At 58.9% G+C, this 16,837-nt stretch carries 17 protein-coding genes; 10 read left to right on the top strand and 7 right to left on the bottom strand.

Annotated features, from left to right (window positions below):
• Positions 1-6: 6 nt before the first annotated feature.
• Together KPHS_27110 and KPHS_27100 are read left to right on the top strand one after the other, a co-directional pair.
• Positions 7-1,248, top strand: a complete 1,242-nt coding sequence (locus tag KPHS_27110) for a Serine-pyruvate aminotransferase/ aspartate aminotransferase (RefSeq protein YP_005227011.1) — start codon at positions 7-9, stop codon at positions 1,246-1,248.
• On the top strand, positions 1,245-2,504 hold the full coding sequence (locus tag KPHS_27100; protein ID YP_005227010.1) for an allantoate amidohydrolase: 1,260 nt from the start codon (positions 1,245-1,247) through the stop codon (positions 2,502-2,504). The genes KPHS_27110 and KPHS_27100 overlap by 4 nt, the downstream gene beginning before the upstream one ends.
• A 32-nt stretch (positions 2,505-2,536) precedes the next feature.
• On the opposite strand, the gene KPHS_27090 is transcribed toward KPHS_27100, so the two are convergent.
• Positions 2,537-3,514 (bottom strand): putative dehydrogenase, encoded by a 978-nt coding sequence (locus KPHS_27090; protein YP_005227009.1) that lies wholly within the window; start codon positions 3,512-3,514, stop codon positions 2,537-2,539.
• Positions 3,515-3,688: 174 nt separating this feature from the next.
• Between KPHS_27090 and KPHS_27080 the strand changes: the two genes are divergently transcribed.
• Together KPHS_27080 and KPHS_27070 are read left to right on the top strand one after the other, a co-directional pair.
• Entirely contained in the window at positions 3,689-4,579 is an 891-nt protein-coding gene (locus KPHS_27080) for a putative LysR-family transcriptional regulator (RefSeq protein ID YP_005227008.1), read from the top strand.
• Between the two features lie 64 nt (positions 4,580-4,643).
• On the top strand, positions 4,644-5,177 hold the full coding sequence (locus KPHS_27070; RefSeq protein YP_005227007.1) for a putative cell envelope integrity inner membrane protein TolA: 534 nt from the start codon (positions 4,644-4,646) through the stop codon (positions 5,175-5,177).
• A 232-nt stretch (positions 5,178-5,409) separates the two neighbouring features.
• Here the strand turns inward: KPHS_27070 and KPHS_27050 are convergent, their stop codons facing one another.
• Positions 5,410-6,108: a putative NADH:flavin oxidoreductase/NADH oxidase gene (locus KPHS_27050; RefSeq protein ID YP_005227006.1), complete on the bottom strand. Its 699-nt coding sequence runs from the start codon at positions 6,106-6,108 to the stop codon at positions 5,410-5,412.
• Between the two features lie 48 nt (positions 6,109-6,156).
• Between KPHS_27050 and KPHS_27060 the strand changes: the two genes are divergently transcribed.
• Positions 6,157-6,435, top strand: a complete 279-nt coding sequence (locus KPHS_27060; RefSeq protein ID YP_005227005.1) for a hypothetical protein — start codon at positions 6,157-6,159, stop codon at positions 6,433-6,435.
• Between the two features lie 181 nt (positions 6,436-6,616).
• On the opposite strand, the gene KPHS_27040 is transcribed toward KPHS_27060, so the two are convergent.
• Positions 6,617-8,224 carry an FAD-NAD(P)-binding protein gene (locus KPHS_27040; RefSeq protein YP_005227004.1) on the bottom strand — a complete coding sequence of 536 codons (1,608 nt, stop codon included), beginning with the start codon at positions 8,222-8,224 and terminating at the stop codon, positions 6,617-6,619.
• A gap of 275 nt (positions 8,225-8,499) precedes the next feature.
• Here KPHS_27040 and KPHS_27030 point away from each other — a divergent pair, with 275 nt between their 5' ends.
• The gene (locus tag KPHS_27030) at positions 8,500-9,732 is read left to right on the top strand and encodes a putative transporter (protein YP_005227003.1); all 1,233 of its coding nucleotides are present in this window, start codon (positions 8,500-8,502) and stop codon (positions 9,730-9,732) included.
• Here KPHS_27030 and KPHS_27020 read toward each other — a convergent pair.
• A complete protein-coding gene (locus KPHS_27020) occupies positions 9,729-10,655 on the bottom strand; it encodes a DMT family transporter (protein ID YP_005227002.1) in 927 nt (308 codons plus the stop codon). The two genes, KPHS_27030 and KPHS_27020, sit on opposite strands and share 4 nt — an antisense overlap.
• A gap of 201 nt (positions 10,656-10,856) precedes the next feature.
• Between KPHS_27020 and KPHS_27010 the strand changes: the two genes are divergently transcribed.
• Positions 10,857-11,957, top strand: a complete 1,101-nt coding sequence (locus KPHS_27010; protein YP_005227001.1) for a putative ABC-type spermidine/putrescine transport protein — start codon at positions 10,857-10,859, stop codon at positions 11,955-11,957.
• Here the strand turns inward: KPHS_27010 and KPHS_27000 are convergent.
• Entirely contained in the window at positions 11,933-12,511 is a 579-nt protein-coding gene (locus KPHS_27000) for a putative TetR/AcrR family transcriptional regulator (RefSeq protein YP_005227000.1), read from the bottom strand. The two genes, KPHS_27010 and KPHS_27000, sit on opposite strands and share 25 nt — an antisense overlap.
• 338 nt (positions 12,512-12,849) lie before the next feature.
• Here KPHS_27000 and KPHS_26990 point away from each other — a divergent pair, with 338 nt between their 5' ends.
• Together KPHS_26990 and KPHS_26980 are read left to right on the top strand one after the other, a co-directional pair.
• Positions 12,850-13,038 carry a hypothetical protein gene (locus tag KPHS_26990; protein ID YP_005226999.1) on the top strand — a complete coding sequence of 63 codons (189 nt, stop codon included), beginning with the start codon at positions 12,850-12,852 and terminating at the stop codon, positions 13,036-13,038.
• A gap of 70 nt (positions 13,039-13,108) precedes the next feature.
• Positions 13,109-13,687: a putative acetyltransferase gene (locus KPHS_26980; RefSeq protein ID YP_005226998.1), complete on the top strand. Its 579-nt coding sequence runs from the start codon at positions 13,109-13,111 to the stop codon at positions 13,685-13,687.
• Positions 13,688-13,724: 37 nt separating this feature from the next.
• Here the strand turns inward: KPHS_26980 and KPHS_26970 are convergent, their stop codons facing one another.
• Positions 13,725-15,023 carry a major facilitator superfamily protein gene (locus tag KPHS_26970; protein YP_005226997.1) on the bottom strand — a complete coding sequence of 433 codons (1,299 nt, stop codon included), beginning with the start codon at positions 15,021-15,023 and terminating at the stop codon, positions 13,725-13,727.
• A 216-nt stretch (positions 15,024-15,239) separates the two neighbouring features.
• On the opposite strand from KPHS_26970, the gene KPHS_26960 reads away from it, so the two are divergent.
• The gene (locus tag KPHS_26960) at positions 15,240-15,458 is read left to right on the top strand and encodes a hypothetical protein (RefSeq protein YP_005226996.1); all 219 of its coding nucleotides are present in this window, start codon (positions 15,240-15,242) and stop codon (positions 15,456-15,458) included.
• Between the two features lie 110 nt (positions 15,459-15,568).
• Here the strand turns inward: KPHS_26960 and KPHS_26950 are convergent, their stop codons facing one another.
• A complete protein-coding gene (locus tag KPHS_26950; RefSeq protein ID YP_005226995.1) occupies positions 15,569-16,621 on the bottom strand; it encodes a putative periplasmic binding protein/LacI transcriptional regulator in 1,053 nt (350 codons plus the stop codon).
• Between the last annotated feature and the right edge of the window lie 216 nt (positions 16,622-16,837).

Here is a 16,837-nt window from a genome sequence, read left to right as displayed (position 1 = left end):
TGGCAGATGGATATCACTCAGTTTTCGCAAATTAACCCGCCGCAGCGCCTGCTGATGGGGCCGGGGCCGATCAATGCCGACCCGCGCGTGCTGCGCGCCATGTCGAGCCAGCTGGTTGGCCAGTACGATCCGGCGATGACCCACTACATGAATGAAGTCATGGCGCTCTACCGCGGCGTGTTTCGCACCGAAAATCGCTGGACGATGTTGGTCGACGGCACCTCGCGCGCCGGGATCGAAGCGATTCTGCTGTCGGCGATCCGTCCCGGTGACAAGGTGCTGGTGCCGGTGTTCGGCCGGTTTGGTCATCTGCTGTGCGAGATCGCGCGTCGCTGCCGGGCAGAGGTGCACACCATCGAGGTGCCGTGGGGTGAGGTCTTTACGCCGGATCAGGTTGAGGATGCGATCAAGCGCGTGCGGCCGCGCCTGCTGCTCACCGTGCAGGGCGATACCTCCACCACCATGCTGCAGCCGCTGGCGGAGCTGGGAGAGATTTGCCGTCGTCACGATGTGCTGTTCTATACCGACGCCACCGCGTCGCTCGGCGGTAACCCGCTGGAAACCGACGCCTGGCAGCTGGACGCCGTGTCCGCCGGGATGCAGAAGTGCCTGGGCGGTCCTTCCGGCACCTCGCCCATCACCCTCAGCCCGCGGATGGAAGAGGTCATCCGCCGCCGCCGCTGCATTGAGCAGGGGATCCGCACCGATGCCCATCACGATGGCGTCGACGAGATGATCTACTCCAACTATTTCGATCTCGGCATGGTGATGGATTACTGGGGGCCGGAGCGCCTTAACCACCATACCGAAGCGACCTCGGCGCTGTTCGCCGCCCGGGAGTGCGCGCGCCTGATCCTCCAGGAGGGACTCGACAACGGCATCGCCCGCCACAAACTGCACGGCGATGCGCTGCTGAAGGGCATCCAGGCGATGGGGCTCGAGACCTTTGGCGACCTGCGGCACAAAATGAATAACGTGCTGGGGGTGGTGATCCCCAACGGGGTCAACGGCGATCAGGTACGCAAACTGATGCTGGAAGATTTCGGCATTGAAATTGGCACCTCGTTTGGTCCGCTGCACGGTAAAGTCTGGCGCATTGGCACCATGGGCTATAACGCGCGTAAAGACTGCGTGATGCAGACGCTCAGCGCGCTGGAAGCGGTCCTGAACTACCTCAGGTTCACCACCACCCAGGGCGCGGCGATGCAGGCGGCCTGGGATCACTACCGCACCGAGGCCACCCTATGAGTGACACCGTCCGCCAGCAGGCGGAGAGAGAGGCGGCCGCCAGCCGGGTGATGGCGCGTGCCGATCGGCTGGCCGCCCTCAGCGAAACCGCCGATGCCCTGACCCGGGTCTATCTGTCGCCCGAGCATCTGCAGGCCAACCAGCTGGTGGGGCAGTGGATGCAGGCTGCCGGCATGATGGTGTGGCAGGACAGCGTCGGCAACATCTGCGGACGTTATGAAGGACAACAGGAGGGGGCGCCGGCGGTGCTGCTGGGCTCTCATCTTGACACCGTGCGCAACGCCGGACGCTACGACGGCATGCTCGGCGTGCTGGCGGCGATTGAGGTGGTCCAGCGTCTGCACCAGCAGGGGCGACGGCTGGCGAAGGCAATCGAGATCGTCGGCTTTGGCGATGAAGAGGGCACCCGCTTTGGCATCACCCTGCTCGGCAGTCGCGGCGTCACCGGCACCTGGCCTGAAAGCTGGCTGTCACAGTGCGATTCCGACGGGGTGAGCGTCGCCCAGGCGCTGGTGAATGCCGGACTCGATCCGGCGCGGATCGCCCACGCGGCCCGTCACCCGCGGGATATCGCCGCCTATCTGGAACTGCATATCGAGCAGGGGCCGTGCCTGGAGCAGGCGGGGCTGGCGCTCGGCGTGGTGGAGGCGATTAATGGCGCCAGACGGCTGAACTGCCGCTTTACCGGCGAAGCTGGCCATGCCGGCACGGTGCCGATGCTTCATCGCAAGGACGCCCTCGCCGCGGCGGCGGAATGGATGATGCAGGTGGAAAACCTGACCCGGCAGCACGGCGGTAACCTGGTGGCGACGGTCGGCACCCTGCGCTGTGCGCCGGGCGCGGTAAACGTGATACCGGGCGAGGTGCAGCTGACGCTGGATATTCGCGGCCCGCAGGATGCGCCGCTGACGGCGCTGCTGGAGGAACTGCTGGGGCAGGCGCAGGCCATTGCCGGGCGCCGCCAGCTGAGTTTCGCCGCCGAGGAGTATTATCGCATCGCCGCCACCGCCTGCGACAGTCACCTGCAGGCGGTGCTGAGCGAGGCGGTGGTGGCGGTGCAGGGCCGTTCGCTGACGCTGCCGAGCGGCGCAGGGCATGACGCCATCGCCATCGCCGAGCGCTGGCCATCGGCCATGCTGTTTGTGCGTTGCCTGGGGGGCGTCAGCCATCACCCGGCGGAGTCGGTCACCGCCGCCGACGTCGGGCTGGCTATCGACGCGTTCTCCCGGGCGGTAGAGAAGGTGGCTGACGCCTGATCGCGGCGGTTACCGTGCCCCGGCTGGCGGCTTCATACCGCCAGCTGATTGACCACCTCGGCGACGGAGGTGATGGCATGGATGTTGCCGATCCCCGCGCCCACCGAGATATATCCCTCATCAGTATTCCCCTCCAGCATGCCCAGCCGCATCCCGCGCAGCCCGCCCATCGCCTGGGCCAGCTCGGCTTTTGAGGCGCCGGCCCGGTCCATGGCTACCAGTGTGTCGCTCAGTTTGCCGGGCAGCGCGCGGTAGTAGTCCGGCAGGGTACGGAACAGGCGCAGATCCAGACCGTTGGCGGCCACAATTTTCGCTTTCACCGAGTCGGGAACCCGGCTTTCGATGGTGCTGATAAATACCGAACCGGCGAAGACGCCCTCCGCCCCCAGGGCATGAACGGCGCGCGCGCCCCGGGCGTCGGTGATCCCTCCGGCGGCCATCACCGGAACCCGCTGTACCGCGTCGACGATCAGCGGGACGATGGTGAAGGTCCCGAGGGCGGTACCCGGCAGCGTGCCGCCTTCGTCAAAGCCGGTGGCGACAATAATATCCGCTCCGGCCTGCTCCGCGCGGCGGCTGTTCTCCGGCGTCGGGTTGATGTCACGATAGATAATGGTGATCCCGGCGGCTTTCAGTTCGTCGAACAGCGCCGGTTTTAACGAACCGTCGCCGTAGCCGGTGTAGACCACCACCTTAACCCCTTCCTCTTTGATCACCGGGAGGATCGCCGGCGTCCAGATGTCATTTTCCGCCGTCGGGATCAGGTTGACGCCAAAGGGTTTCTCCGTCAGCTGTTTGGTTTTGCGGATCTCTTCGCGCATTTTCTCGGCGGTGGCCTCCGGGGTGGAGACGGCGGTTGCCGCCGTCAGTCCGGCGTTCGGGCCCAGCACGCCAAGCCCACCGGCGTTGCCGACGGCCGCCACCAGACGAGCATCGGTTAGCCAGGAGAGGGGCCCCTGGACCACCGGTTTTTCAATACCCAGAATGCGGGCGACGCGGTTAGGTTGCATGCTATTTTTCCTTGTATGTTAATAAGTTATAAATTTGTTCGCCCCAGCGATGCGGCAATGAGGGCAGTGTAGGCGTCTTTATTGTTTTAAAAAATGAGCAAAAACTTTCATCACTGTTATTAAATTAGTAATAATGTGAACTGATGAAGAGGTGGGAGGCGGGTCATCATGCAAATGAATCTGTTTGAAAATATTAAAATTTTTATTGAAATCGTCGATGCCGGCAGCTTTGCCCAGGCGGCGGAAAATTTGCAGATCCACCGACCGGCGGTGACCAAAGCACTGCAGCAGCTGGAGCAGGAGAGCGGGGTCCGGCTGCTGCAGCGCACCACCCGGCGTCTGTATCTTACGCCGGAGGGGGAAGAGTTTTATCGTCGCAGCAAACCGTTGCTCTCCCAGGCCGACGATCTGCTGGAGTCGTTCGCGCCGGACCGGCCGATCCGCGGTCAGCTGCGCGTTGATATGCCGATCGCCTTTGCCCGGCTGCTGGTGATCCCGCATCTGCCGGATTTTTATCAGGCCCATCCGGAGGTGGAGATTGTCCTCAGCAGCTCCGACGTACGCCGGGATATGCTGCGCGATGGTCTGGATTGCCTGCTGCGGGTGGGGGATCTTGAGGATGGCGACTATGTGGCGCGTTCACTGGGGGAGGTGGCGTTAACCACCTGCGCCAGTCCGGGCTATCTGGCGCGCTATGGGGCGCCCGCGACGCTGGAGGACCTGCAGTCGCATCTGGCGGTGAACTGGGTGAACAGCAGCAGCCGGCAGATTATGCCCTGGCGATTCCAGACCCCGGAGGGCATCAGGCAGATCGCCATTCCCGGTAAACTGGTGCTGGACAACTCTGAAGTCTTTACTGCTGCCGGGCTGGCGGGGCTGGGGATGCTGCAGGGGATGCGTTTCTTTTTGCAACCTTATATCGACAGCGGGCAACTGGTGGAAGTTTTGCCGGACTTTCCGGCGCCGCGTCGACCGTTGTCGCTGCTCTATCCGCACCGGCATCTCTCGCATAAGGTTCGGGTCTTTGCCGACTGGCTGCAGGGGCTGGTAGCGACCCTGGACTGACAATCGGCGCTGTCGCCTTGACTCTATCGGCTGAGCGTTTATATATAAAATGTGAATGCTATTAATGCAACGAATCACAAAGCTGGATAACGACTTAACCTGTAAGGGAATGCTGATGAAACTCTGGAATAAAACACTACTCGCTTCCGCCCTGTGCCTGACCCTGTTTGGCTGCGACGATGCGTCGAAAGTTGATAACAAACTGGATAAGGCTAAAGATAATGCGGAGCAGATGAAGGATGCCGCGGCGGATAAAGCGCAGGCAATTAAACAGGATGCGGATAAGCAAATCGATACGCTGAAAAGCCAGGCTGACGCCGAGGCCGATCGCCTGAAGGATCAGGCCAGCGCCATCAAGGCCGAGGCGGACAAGAAGGCGGACGCCATCGCCCAGCAGGCGAAAGCCCAGGCCGATGCGGTGAAGCAGAACGCAAAGCAGGAAAGTGACCGTATAGTCAAAGAGGCGGGTCAGATCAAAGACAACGCCATCGGTGACGCCAATCAGCTCTCGGCTGAAGCGGCGAGCAAAACCAAAGCCATCCAGGACAGTATCGCGAAGGATAAACAGAACGCCGCACCGCCTGCCGCACAGCAGTAACTCGCGGTGTTTGTCTGACCCGCCGCCCGGAAATATAGGGAGCGGAGCCTGATAGATTGCCCGGCGGCGCTGCGCTTGCGCGGCCTACGCAGGGGGCGGGTTGGCTGCGCAATTACCGGGTATCGCCCTTTTGTAGGCCGGGCAAGGCGTCGCCGCCGCCCGGCACATGGACCGCAATAACATCCTGCTCAGGGGTATCTTACGATACCCCTTTTTTATGCCCGCCGTGGGTTCAACGGTTTGGCAGCAGGGTGCCTTTCAGGCCGTGCGGCTCCGAGCGCAAATACTGCGACGGCACACGGACCTGGGCGCCAAGGCTGGCCGCTGCGTGCCACGGCCAGTGCGGATCGTAGAGTACCGCGCGGGCGAGGGCGATCAGGTCGGCATCGCCATTCTCCAGCGCCGCTTCCGCCTGCTGCGGGTCGGTGATCAGCCCCACGCCAATCACCGGGATGGCTACCTGCTGGCGAATGTCGCGGGCGAAAGGCAACTGGTATCCCGGCCCAACGGCGATCGCCTGCTGCGGCGACAAACCGCCGCTGGAGACGTGAATATAGTCACTGCCCAGCGTTTCCAGCTGCTGGCTAAACTTAATGGACTGCTCGCAGTCCCAGCCGCCTTCGACCCAGTCGGTAGCCGACAGCCTGACGCCCACCGCCATGGTGTTGCCCACTGCCTCGCGGATCGCCTTAAAGACTTCCAGCGGATAGCGCATTCGATTCTCCAGCGAACCGCCGTACTCGTCGCGGCGCTGGTTGCTGAGCGGCGAGAGAAACTGGTGCAGCAGATAGCCGTGGGCGGCGTGCAGTTCAATCAGCTCAAAGCCCAGCCGCTGGGCGCGCAGCGCGCTGGCGACGAAGGCCGCTTTGATGCGCGCCATATCGGCATGGCTCAGTTCAGCGGGGGCGCGATCGCCATCGTGAAACGCCACGGCGGAAGGGGCGACGGTCTGCCAGCCACCATCGTTGAGCGCCAGCTGATGGCCTCCCTGCCAGGGGGCGGCGCAGGATGCTTTGCGTCCGGCATGACCCAGCTGGATCCCCAGACGGATCGGCGACCAGGCCCGAATATCTTCGACTACGCCGCGCAGGGCGTTTTCGGTTTCATCATCCCACAGCCCCAGATCCCCCGGGGAGATACGCCCCGCAGGCTCTACCGCCGTGGCTTCCAGATTAACAGGCCGGCGCCGGAGAAAGCCAGTTGGCCAAGATGGATCCGGTGCCAGGAGGTCGCCTTACCCTCGTCGGCGGAGTACTGACACATCGGGGCGATAACGATACGGTTATCAAGGGTGAGTTGACCAATTCGCGTCGCGCTAAAAAGATGACTCATGAATACCTCGTAAATGTTAAACGTGGTCGTGCAGGGGACGGACAGTTGCTGTTTATAGCACGCCTGTTCACCCCCCCAGTATTCGGATATTGCGCTTAAGCGCTCCGCTATTCGATATACCAGAGACGGCGCCGTCGGCCGGCGGCCTGCTGCGACACGGCGCGGGCCATAGCGCTGCCAATCTCGGCGCTGGCCGTCAGCCCCTGCACAAAGGGGCGATCGTGCATCAGCCAGGGAAGGGCGCCGAAGGCGACCCGGCCGCGCACTGTCTCCGGCGCCTGCAGCGTGTAGTCATCACCGACGTCCGGAATGTCGTCGCCGCAGGCCAGCAGCTGCTGGCGCAGTGAAGGGAAGGGCAGATCCCGGGTTTTCAGCGCTTTTTGTCCGCGGGCATCGATAAAGACATCGAATTCGCAGCGCTGACGATGATGAACAATCAGCGTCCGGTCAGGCTCCCGCTGCAGCTCATAATCTTCGCCCAGCGTCAGGATCCGCAGAATGCCAGCCCGGTGCAAGGCCAGCAGCCGACGTATCGACTCCGGCGGAATGGCGGCGTAGTTATCGATAAATACCCGAGCGAGGCCCTGGCGGAAGCGACGGCTGTCCGCGTCGTTGAACTGCGGCACCACGGTTTCAATCGCCTCATGCAGGCGCAGAATGGCATAGCGCCAGGGCACCGTGTGGTGTTCGCGCTTATTGCGCTCCACCTCCTGCAGATTGCGCTGCGCCCACTGAAAGGGGTCATGGGTGAGGCGGTCGGCAAACCAGGCGTCGGCGATACTGTCAGGCGTCAGCTGACGAAGCCCGATCGCCTCGCTCCAGTCGGGGGCGGCATATTCCAGCTCTTTAACGATCAGCTCAAAAATCCGATCTAACAGAGCGTCGCTACCCTCCGCAATGGCCGCTTCGAGGGCGGCGGGAGTGGCAATCTCCAGCGGCTCCCACGGGATCGGGCAGTAAAAATCGGCCTCCGGCAGCACGCCGTGGCGTGACATCAGGGTGATCTCCAGCGCTTCGCTGCCTGGATGGAGGGAAAAATGGGTCGTTTTGTCGTCCTCGGTATGGAAAACGCCGTGGCGGGCCACTACCGCCACGGCGGCATCAATCGCGCTTAATGAAGTCCCAAGGATCCCCACCCGACAGGGGGCAATGCGGGCCTCCATCAGGCCGGTCCACGGGCTGGGGAAGTACTGTCGGCTGGCGCGCTCTTCTTCAGGCCACAGATGGCCGGTGGCAATCGCCACCAGGTCGACAATTACCGGGTCTGCTGCACTATCGGTGTGGATGGCGATCCCGGTGGGCTGAACCGCAATATCCGTGACTTCACAGGATTCACAAACGCTAATCACAAAGCCGACGTCCCGGGCCCGCTCAACGAGGTACAGAAAACGGTCGCGATAGTATTCGCCGAGGATCACCCGCGGCAGAAACTGGCGCTCATGCAGGGCGTGCCGTTCAAGCCCGCGCGCCGCCAGCCAGTCATCGCTTTGCTGCTGCAGCCATTGCAGGTAGGTCAGGTCGATGGGGGGGATCTCAATGCTGGCAATATTGGCCAGCATCTGCGCCGCGGTATTATCGTCACTGTAGGGCATACCCACCCCGGCCTGCGCCTCTTTTTCAAACAGGGTGATGGCCAGCGGCTCACCGCGCTTCACCAGTTCATAAAAGGTGTAAATCCCCGTCGGCCCCACGCCGACGATGGCAATTCTCTTCATGATTCTCTCCCTTCCTGTGGGCAGATGCGGCATTGATGACGCTTCGCTTAAGCGAACCTGGTTTTAATTCTGGTCGAAAATTGCCGAACCGGTGAGGGGAACACGCAATTTGAAACAAATTAGCATGCTAATAAACTTGCCGATTGTCGTAAAAGGGGTGTAATTAACAAAAGAGCAACTTTCTATACAAACAATTTACACAAGCGGTGACCCCAGCTCGCTCTGCTGGACGCCGCGCACACTCCCGGCAATGCCGTCGGGATAGGGATGACAAGATGCACGGCTGGACCTCACGACAGCGTAATGCGGCGATAGCCAGTTTTTTAAGCTGGACGCTCGATGCTTTCGACTTTTTCCTGTTAGTTTTTTTACTGAGCGATATCGCCCACTCGTTTCATGTCGACCTTGAGGAGGTCACCCTGGCGATTCTGCTGACTCTGGCCGTGCGGCCCGTCGGCGCGCTAATTTTCGGCAGGGCGGCGGAGAAGTTTGGTCGCAAACCAATCCTGATGCTCAACATTGTGTTCTTCTCGGCTTTTGAGCTGCTCTCCGCCGCCGCGCCGTCGTTGATGCTGTTTTTCCTGCTGCGGGTGCTGTACGGCGTGGCGATGGGCGGGATCTGGGGCGTGGCCTCTTCGCTGGCGATGGAGACGATCCCCGACCGCTCGCGCGGCCTGATGTCCGGCCTGTTCCAGGCGGGATACCCCTTCGGCTATTTGCTGGCGGCCGTCGCCTACGGGCTGCTGTTTGAACAACTCGGCTGGCGCGGGATGTTTGTCATTGGCGCCGCGCCGGTGCTGCTGCTGCCGTTTATCTATTTCTGCGTCGAGGAGTCTCCGGTTTGGCAGGCGGCCAGGCAGAATAAAGAGAGTACGGCCCTGCTGCCGGTACTGCGTAGCCACTGGAAGCTGTGCCTGTACCTGGTGGTGCTGATGGCGGCTTTCAACTTCTTCTCTCACGGGACGCAGGATCTTTACCCGGTCTTTTTGAAAGTTCAGCACGGCTTCGAGCCTAAAACGGTCAGCATCATCGCGGTCTGCTATAACATCGCCTCGATCATTGGTGGAGTGTTCTTCGGTTCGCTGTCGGAGAAGATTGGCCGACGCAAAGCGATTATGATCGCCGCCCTGCTGGCGCTGCCGGTCATTCCACTGTGGGCTTTCGCCAGCGGCTCGCTGGCGCTGGGGGCGGGGGCGTTCCTGATGCAGTTTATGGTTCAGGGGGCCTGGGGGGTGATCCCCACCTGGCTCAATGAACTGGTCCCGGCCAACACCCGGGCGGTGCTGCCCGGCTTCGTCTACCAGCTGGGTAATTTGCTGGCTTCGGTGAATGCCACTCTCCAGGCATCAATCGCCCAGCATCATGAGCATAACTACGGCCTGGCAATGGCCCTGGTGGCCGGGACGGTGGCGATTGTCATTACCGTCCTGACCTTTTTTGGTCGCGAAGGCCGGGTGATCCAATCCGCAGGAGCGGGACATCACCAGCCGCTCTCCACCAGCCGTTAACCTCTGTGACCGGGTGTCGACAGGCGCCCGGCCGCCTGGCGTTTTTCCAGGGAGCAAATGACAATCCCCAGCATGATAAACAGCGCGCTAAACAGATGCCAGGCCTGCGGTTGAGTATGCAGGAAGAGGATGCTCAACACCCCGCCGGAGAGAGGGATGATGTGGGTGTAAATTTCGCCCCGCGTGGCGCCAATGGTGGCGATACCTTTGTTCCAGAACAAATAGGCCAGCCACGATGGGAAAATTACCAGATACGCCAGGCCGCTGAGGAAAAACGGCTCGCGCCAGGCTGCCGAGTCCTGCGCCGGGTGGCGCATCAGCCAGAAGATGACGATTGGCAGCAGGATCAGGGCGCCGAGCAGCGAGCTGACGGCGACAAAGCCATTCGCCGGGATACGGCGGTCCTTCAGACGTAACAGCGAACAGTAGAGCGCCCAGCTCAGCGCCGACCCCATCGCCCACAGGTCGCCGATGGCAAAGGTGTGCAGAGAGGCGGCGTGCAGCGGATTTCCCTGAAATAAGAGGATCATCACGCCGAGGGTGCTAAAAGCCACTCCGAGCCAGTTACGCCCTGATACCGGGTCGCGGAAAATCAGCCGGTTAATCAACAGCACCATGCTCGGCGTGGCGGACATATAGATGGCGGCGTTGAGCGCGGAGGTGGTTTGCAGGCCAATATAGAGCGTAAGCGGGAAGCTGACCTGGCCACAGAGGGTGAGCACCACCACCGCCGGGGCGTTTGCCCGCAGCAGGTGGCGACTGCCGACGATTTGCCGTCGGTAGAGCAGGCCCAGCAGCAGCGCCGTCAGCGCCCAGCGCGCTTCGGTCATCAGGATCGGATCCACGCCCTGCACCAGCACGTGCCCGACAACATAATTCCCGCCCCAGAACAGAGCCGCCAGCGTCAGTAACAGATAAGGCATGATGGTTCCTTGTGTCGTTTGTCACTGTACTGAATGGTAATGTTATTGTTTTTATAATATCAATAATATTTTAGTGGTTTTTATTGTATTCATTTAAATTCTTTGATAATCAGTAAATTGAAAGCACGTGTGAAATTTACGTTGCCGCATTATGGACGGTACTATACCGTATAGTAGCCATGTATTTCACAGGGATAAATCATGCGTAACACAGATAATGGGGTGATTGGAAGCGACCAGACCGCGGTGATGGCCAGGCTGGCGCTGGATGAGTTAATTGACCAGCTTCTGCACAGCAACGCGCTGTCGCTGAAGCTGACGGCCAACCCGCTGGTGGCCGACAGAGCCTGGCATCTCACTGAGAATACCTGCATCCGCGCCTTCTCCGCTGACGATCCACAGGCCAAAAAGCGTGCGCACCACGCGCTGTTCATTCTCTATCAGTCCTGGCTTGCCGACCCGCTCTCGCCAGCGGCTGCCAATCAGTTTCATCCGCTGCTTTCCGGGATCAGAAATTACATCGAGTCTGAGTGGCTGCGGGCGGAATGCAAACGCTTCCACCACCAGAGACCAATGCTTAACGCCGGCAATATCGTCGACGAACTGCGCGCCTTATGCCAGCAGCACCCGGCGTCTCATCATCCGCTGTTCGATTTCCTTGCCAGCGAGGCCTCTGCGGCGCAAATCGACTATTTCTTCAAAAGCGACAGCGCCCTCAATCTGCTTTTCTTCGATCTGGTGGCGATGGGGCTGGTGGGCTCGCTGCCGGAAACCCGCGCTGAGATTGCGCAAAATCTGTGGGATGAGATAGGCCAGGGCAGCACTGAGATCACCCACGTCAATTTGTACAAGGATTTACTGAAGCGGCGGAATATCGCTTTGCCGGACAATCATTTTGCCCATTTGTACGAGTGGCAGGGGCTGGCCGGGTATAACGCCTTTATGCTGGGCGGCGTTAACCGTCAGCATTACTACAAATCACTGGGCGTGATGGCCATGACCGAGCTGCTCGACCCGCCGCAGTATGAAAAACTGGTGGCGGGCTGTCGGCGGATTGGGCTTTCCGAGCGCGACGTGCATTACTATGCCGAACATATCACGGTCGACATCGGTCATGCGGATGGCTGGCTGAACAATGTGATTGTGCCGATTGGCAAAAAACATCCGGCGGCGATGGAGGAGGTCTTCTTTGGCGCCGCGCTGCGTCTGCAAACCTGCAACGATTACTATGATGGTCTGCTGGCGGCCCTGCAGTCGCTGGGCGGCAGCTTATCATCTCACAGCGTACCGCCTTCTGAGTAAATAAGCGCTTTGGCCGCGCTCCAGGCGGTCACCCCTGGCGGGATCTCCCGGCATTCGGCGGACTCGGCCTGCTGGGCGGCGATGGCGCCATCGATGAGCATCACCATCATCATGGCCACCCGCTCGGCAGGTTCCGGTTTTAACACCTGCAGGAGGATATCGCGGAAGAACTGCCAGAGGAGCGACTTAAATCGGGAGCATTGCTCCCGGATCGCCGGCGATGACGCGCCATATTCAAACAGCGCGCGGGTAAACATGCAGCCGTGGAACGTTTCGCAGGTAAACCAGCGATGGTAGTAGTCGAACACGGCGAACAGCTTTTCCCGCGCGCTGGCTTTATCCGCGGTGATCTGCGCCAAATCCTGCATAAATTCGCTCTCTTTCTGCTTGAGGATAGCCAGAATGAGCGCCTCTTTATCGGCGTAATAGCGGTAGAAGGTCATTTTGGAGATGCCAGCATGTTCAGCAATCCGCTCGATGCTGGGCGACTGATATCCTTCGCGATTAAACAGCGTGCTGGCGTGGCGGAGAATGTCCGCTTGTTTTGGCTTCATGCGTTTTCCTGTCGAATGGTTCGCTGTCACGATTGCCGGTGACACGGCCGTCCTGCGACAGCGGTGCATTATGCCGGATCTTGCCGCCAGACGGGCAAAAAGTAAATCAGCCGCGGTTTATGCGGCGTCGGTTCCCTCAATAAAAACAAGATTGCGTAGACATACACAAGTCATGTCCTTATGTTTCTGAACCGACGTATTATTCGGACCTTTATACACATAAGCTGTGAATGATGTACTTTCTGATAGGCATTATTTCTGAAGTCTGAGACGGTTACAGCAGGACAGGCATCGAATGAGGGTATTACAGACATCATTACCAGGATGATCCGATAACTATGATGAATCTTATTAAAAGATTGCTGCGAAGAATATTCAAGTCGTTAATTTCATCTTATGGCCCAGCTGTACTGACCATCCTCTTCGCCGTGGCGCAAGGGCTCTTTTTTCCAGAGACGCCTCTCTGGCTTGTTCCCCTGTTTTTCGTATTTGTTATTGTAATGTTTTATCGGTTTGTGAAATTTTAATATCGAAATTTAACTTTATATTAAATTGACAAGGAAGTGCGATGGCTGGGTTGAGGCTGCGCAGGTTAAGATGGCCCCGCCATTGCCCGTCTCATTGAGAAGAAGAGAAGAGATGATGTTACCCCTGACCACGCCCCGGCTGCTGCTGCGCCGGTTCAGAACGGAAGATCTGCCGACTTTCAGCCATTATCGCAATCTGCCGGAGGTGGCCCGCTTCCAGAGCTGGACCCACTACGGCATGACAGAGGCGACAGCCTTCTATGAACAACAGCGTTCGCAGGCCTTTGCTGAGGATGAGAGCTGGTTCCAGCTTGCCGTAGAGATCCAGGCCAACGGTGCGCTGGCGGGAGATGTGGGGATCCACTTCTTAGATCACGGCAGACAAGCCGAGCTGGGGATGACCTTTTCCCCTGCGTATCAGCATCAGGGGTATGCCCGGGAAGCCATACGGGCGGTGATGGCCTTACTCTTTGAACAGTTAGCCCATCACCGGCTGACAGCGGTGGTAGACACACGCAATACCGGCGCGATCAAACTCCTGGAAGGGCTGGGCTTTCGTCGCGAGGCGCATTACCGGCAGAATATCTTTTTTAAAGGCGAGTGGGGCGATGAGTATCTGTACGCGCTGCTGCGCAGCGAATATCAGTGAAGTGACGGGCGAACCGTCACTTCTGCCCGGCGGACGATTAGCTATGCTGGCGGATAAAGCGCGCGCGCCACGGTTTTAGCACCCACAGCGCGAGGGCGGCGGTGATAAAATCAAGGCCAATAGCGCAGCTGAAGACTACATGCCAGCCGTGGGTGTACTGATAGAGCAGTGCCGCCAGCGGGCCACCGAAGATTGACCCGATGCCCTGCGAAATATACAGCCAGCCATAGTTGGTGGCGGCATGCTCGCTGCCGAACGTATCGGTGAGTGTCGACGGGAAGAGAGAGAAGATCTCCCCCCAGCCAAAGAACACCACCCCGGAGAGCAGGACAAACAGCAGCGGATCTTCCCGGCACGCCAGCCAGAGCATCATCGCCACCCCCTCCAGCGCAAAGGCGATAAACATGGTTTGCTCGCGGCCGAAGCGGTCGGAAATAAACCCAAACAGCGGCCGGGTTAAGCCGTTGGTAAAGCGGTCTATCGTTAACGCCAGCGGCAGCGCCGCCATGCCAAACACCACCGCCTGGCTAATGCCGAAATCCTCGGCGAACACCGCCATCTGCGAAGTGACCATCAGCCCGGAAGTCGACATCATCGCCATCATGACGAACATCAGCCAGAACAGCGGCTGGCGCAGCATTTCCCGGGAAGTAAACGATCTGCTGCTCTGCACCACCGTCTGACTGACGGGCTGGGAGACAGCGGGCGGCGGCAGCTTCAGCCCCTGACTGGCGATGAAGCCGACGAGGGCGAAAAGGATCCCGAAAGTCGTCATCGTGTGTTCAAGGCCGTTAGTGGTCAGCGACAGGGAGATGGGGAAGGTGGTTATGATGGCCCCCATCCCGTAGCCCGCCGCCACCGCGCCGGCGGCAAATCCCCGCTGCTGTGGGAACCATTTGACCATCAGGCCGACAACGCCGATGTAGACGATCCCGGTCCCGAGGCCGCCCATGCAGCCATAAACCAGCCAGAGCGTTGCCAGGCCATTCACCTGCGCGGAAAGTACCCAGCTCATTCCCGCCATCACCGTGCCAATAGCGATCAGCCGCCGTGGGCCAAATTTTTCCACTAACCGCCCCTGAAAAGGGGAAAAGAAGGTCTGCAGGATGATCAGTAGCGAGAAGGTGACCTGCAATTCTGGCAGACCGACGCCAAGTTTGGCGGACAGGGGTTTTGTCAACAGCGTCCAGACATATTGCGGACTGGAGATGGCGGCCATACAGATCAGGCCCAGCACCAGCTGGCGCCATTTGCCATATTTCGGGGTAACCAACGGTTCGCTGAGTGTCGTCATGTTGTTCTCCGTTTTCAGTAAGCAGGCTTCCGTGAAACGCATCCACCCTGGATGCCTCACAGAAAGGGGAAGGTTGCGACCGCAGACTGGCGACCTGTTGTGGCCATATGGCATACGTTCTTGTCCACATTGCGGTATACAAGCGAAGAGCATTAAACGTGCCATATAAAATAATTTTTTATATTCAAGTGGTTAATGTAATGAGGGCATGTCTGACGGGGGGCGGCATGGTGAATGTGCGGCACCAGGGCGGTGCAAATGAATTATCGCGGTGCGCTTTACCTGCTAACTGGCTTAGGAGACATCGTATATCCTGGACTGGCGCTAGACGGACTTCAGTGCAAAGCCGCCCAGGCGGGTCGAGGCTACGAAATCACCGCCTGGGACGGCTGGCAAGATAAACGGGAAATGAGGCTGGCGGTTTACCCGCTTAGTAGCGAAAAAACGCTACTGTCCCGACTATTTTTTGCTTTATGAGCTGGGCATTTATTGTATGGACTCTCGCAGAGAGACATTCTTCCTGGTAGAAACCCTGGCTACCACACACAGATACTAGATAGGGGAAGCCTTATCGCCCTATATTAAACTCATGCCGCGGTACTGGCCCGGACTTTGAGCACTGACGGAATTTCAATGAACTTTTCACCAGGCTTATCGTTAAGCAGTTCGAGAAGGGCTTTACCGGCTTTCACCCCAATGTCATGCCAGGGAAACTCAACGGTTGTCAGGGCAGGGGAACAGACAGTCGATAACACTCCTCCGCCTAAACTCGCAATGGCTACGGTATTGGGCACCTTAATGCCGGCACTGTGGCAGGCCATCATACATCCACAGGCCATTTCATCCGACGTGCAAATTAACGCATCCAGATCGCCCCAGGTAATCATCATATCCTTGAATATATTGACGCCTGTGGCGATGGTGGATGGCAAATGCGTGGTTACCACCCGGTGCGGGGAGCGGTTCAGAGCGAGCATCGCCGTATTCCATCCGCTCAGCAACTGGCGAAACATTGTGTTATTTGCCGGGGTACAGAGCAGTGCGATGTTTTTTAATGAGGCGTCGGCCAGATGAGTCACGATCTGTTTTACGGCCTTACCGTAATCCACGCCGATGCACATACCCACTGGGTGGGTATTTAGCGCGCCAATTTCCAGAATAGGAACATCCACGTTGGCCAGCAGCTGGGTGCAGCTCTCAATGGTATCGATATTGAACTGAATAATGGCCGCCGGGTTATAGGCGAGCATTTTTTCAAACGTCTTTTGTTCACTTTGACCGTCATGCCCGGATTCCATAAACATCATGGTATATCCGCGTTCGGTCAGCACTTTTTGCAGCGCTTCAGAGACCGGCAAAAAACCCGGTGAAGAGAAGGTGGGGACGACGGCGAGAATAAGATCGGAATGGACCGACGCCAGATTACGTGCCTGCAGATTAGGGACATAGCCGAGTTGACTGACGGCCGCATCGATGCGATCGCGAAGCTCAGGATTCACTTTTTCAGGCATTCTCAGCGCTCGCGAAACGGTCATGGCGCTCACACCGACAAACTCAGCCACCTCGGTCAGGGTTATCTTACCCGTTCCTTTACGTCGTTTTTCTTTCGGGCTACCGTCCGCGTCTAAACTCTTCACCAAAATCACCAACCGTTTGAAAAATAAAATATAACGAAAGTATATCTGCGAATCGCATTATAACTTACCACAGCGAGGGGGAAAGCACATTATAGCCAGTGTTAGCGGTAACGCATTTTTTAACATTTTTCTTTGTTAGCGCTAACTTTGGGAGGTGTATCACAGTTGCATTTTATTTAGCTGTTTATAGTGCAGCACATAGACCCCCTCGGGAGAGCA

The organism is Klebsiella pneumoniae subsp. pneumoniae HS11286 (assembly GCF_000240185.1).
GTDB lineage: Bacteria > Pseudomonadota > Gammaproteobacteria > Enterobacterales > Enterobacteriaceae > Klebsiella > Klebsiella pneumoniae.
Note: the sequence above shows the minus strand (reverse complement) of the source record. Positions and strands in the feature narration are given on the sequence as shown.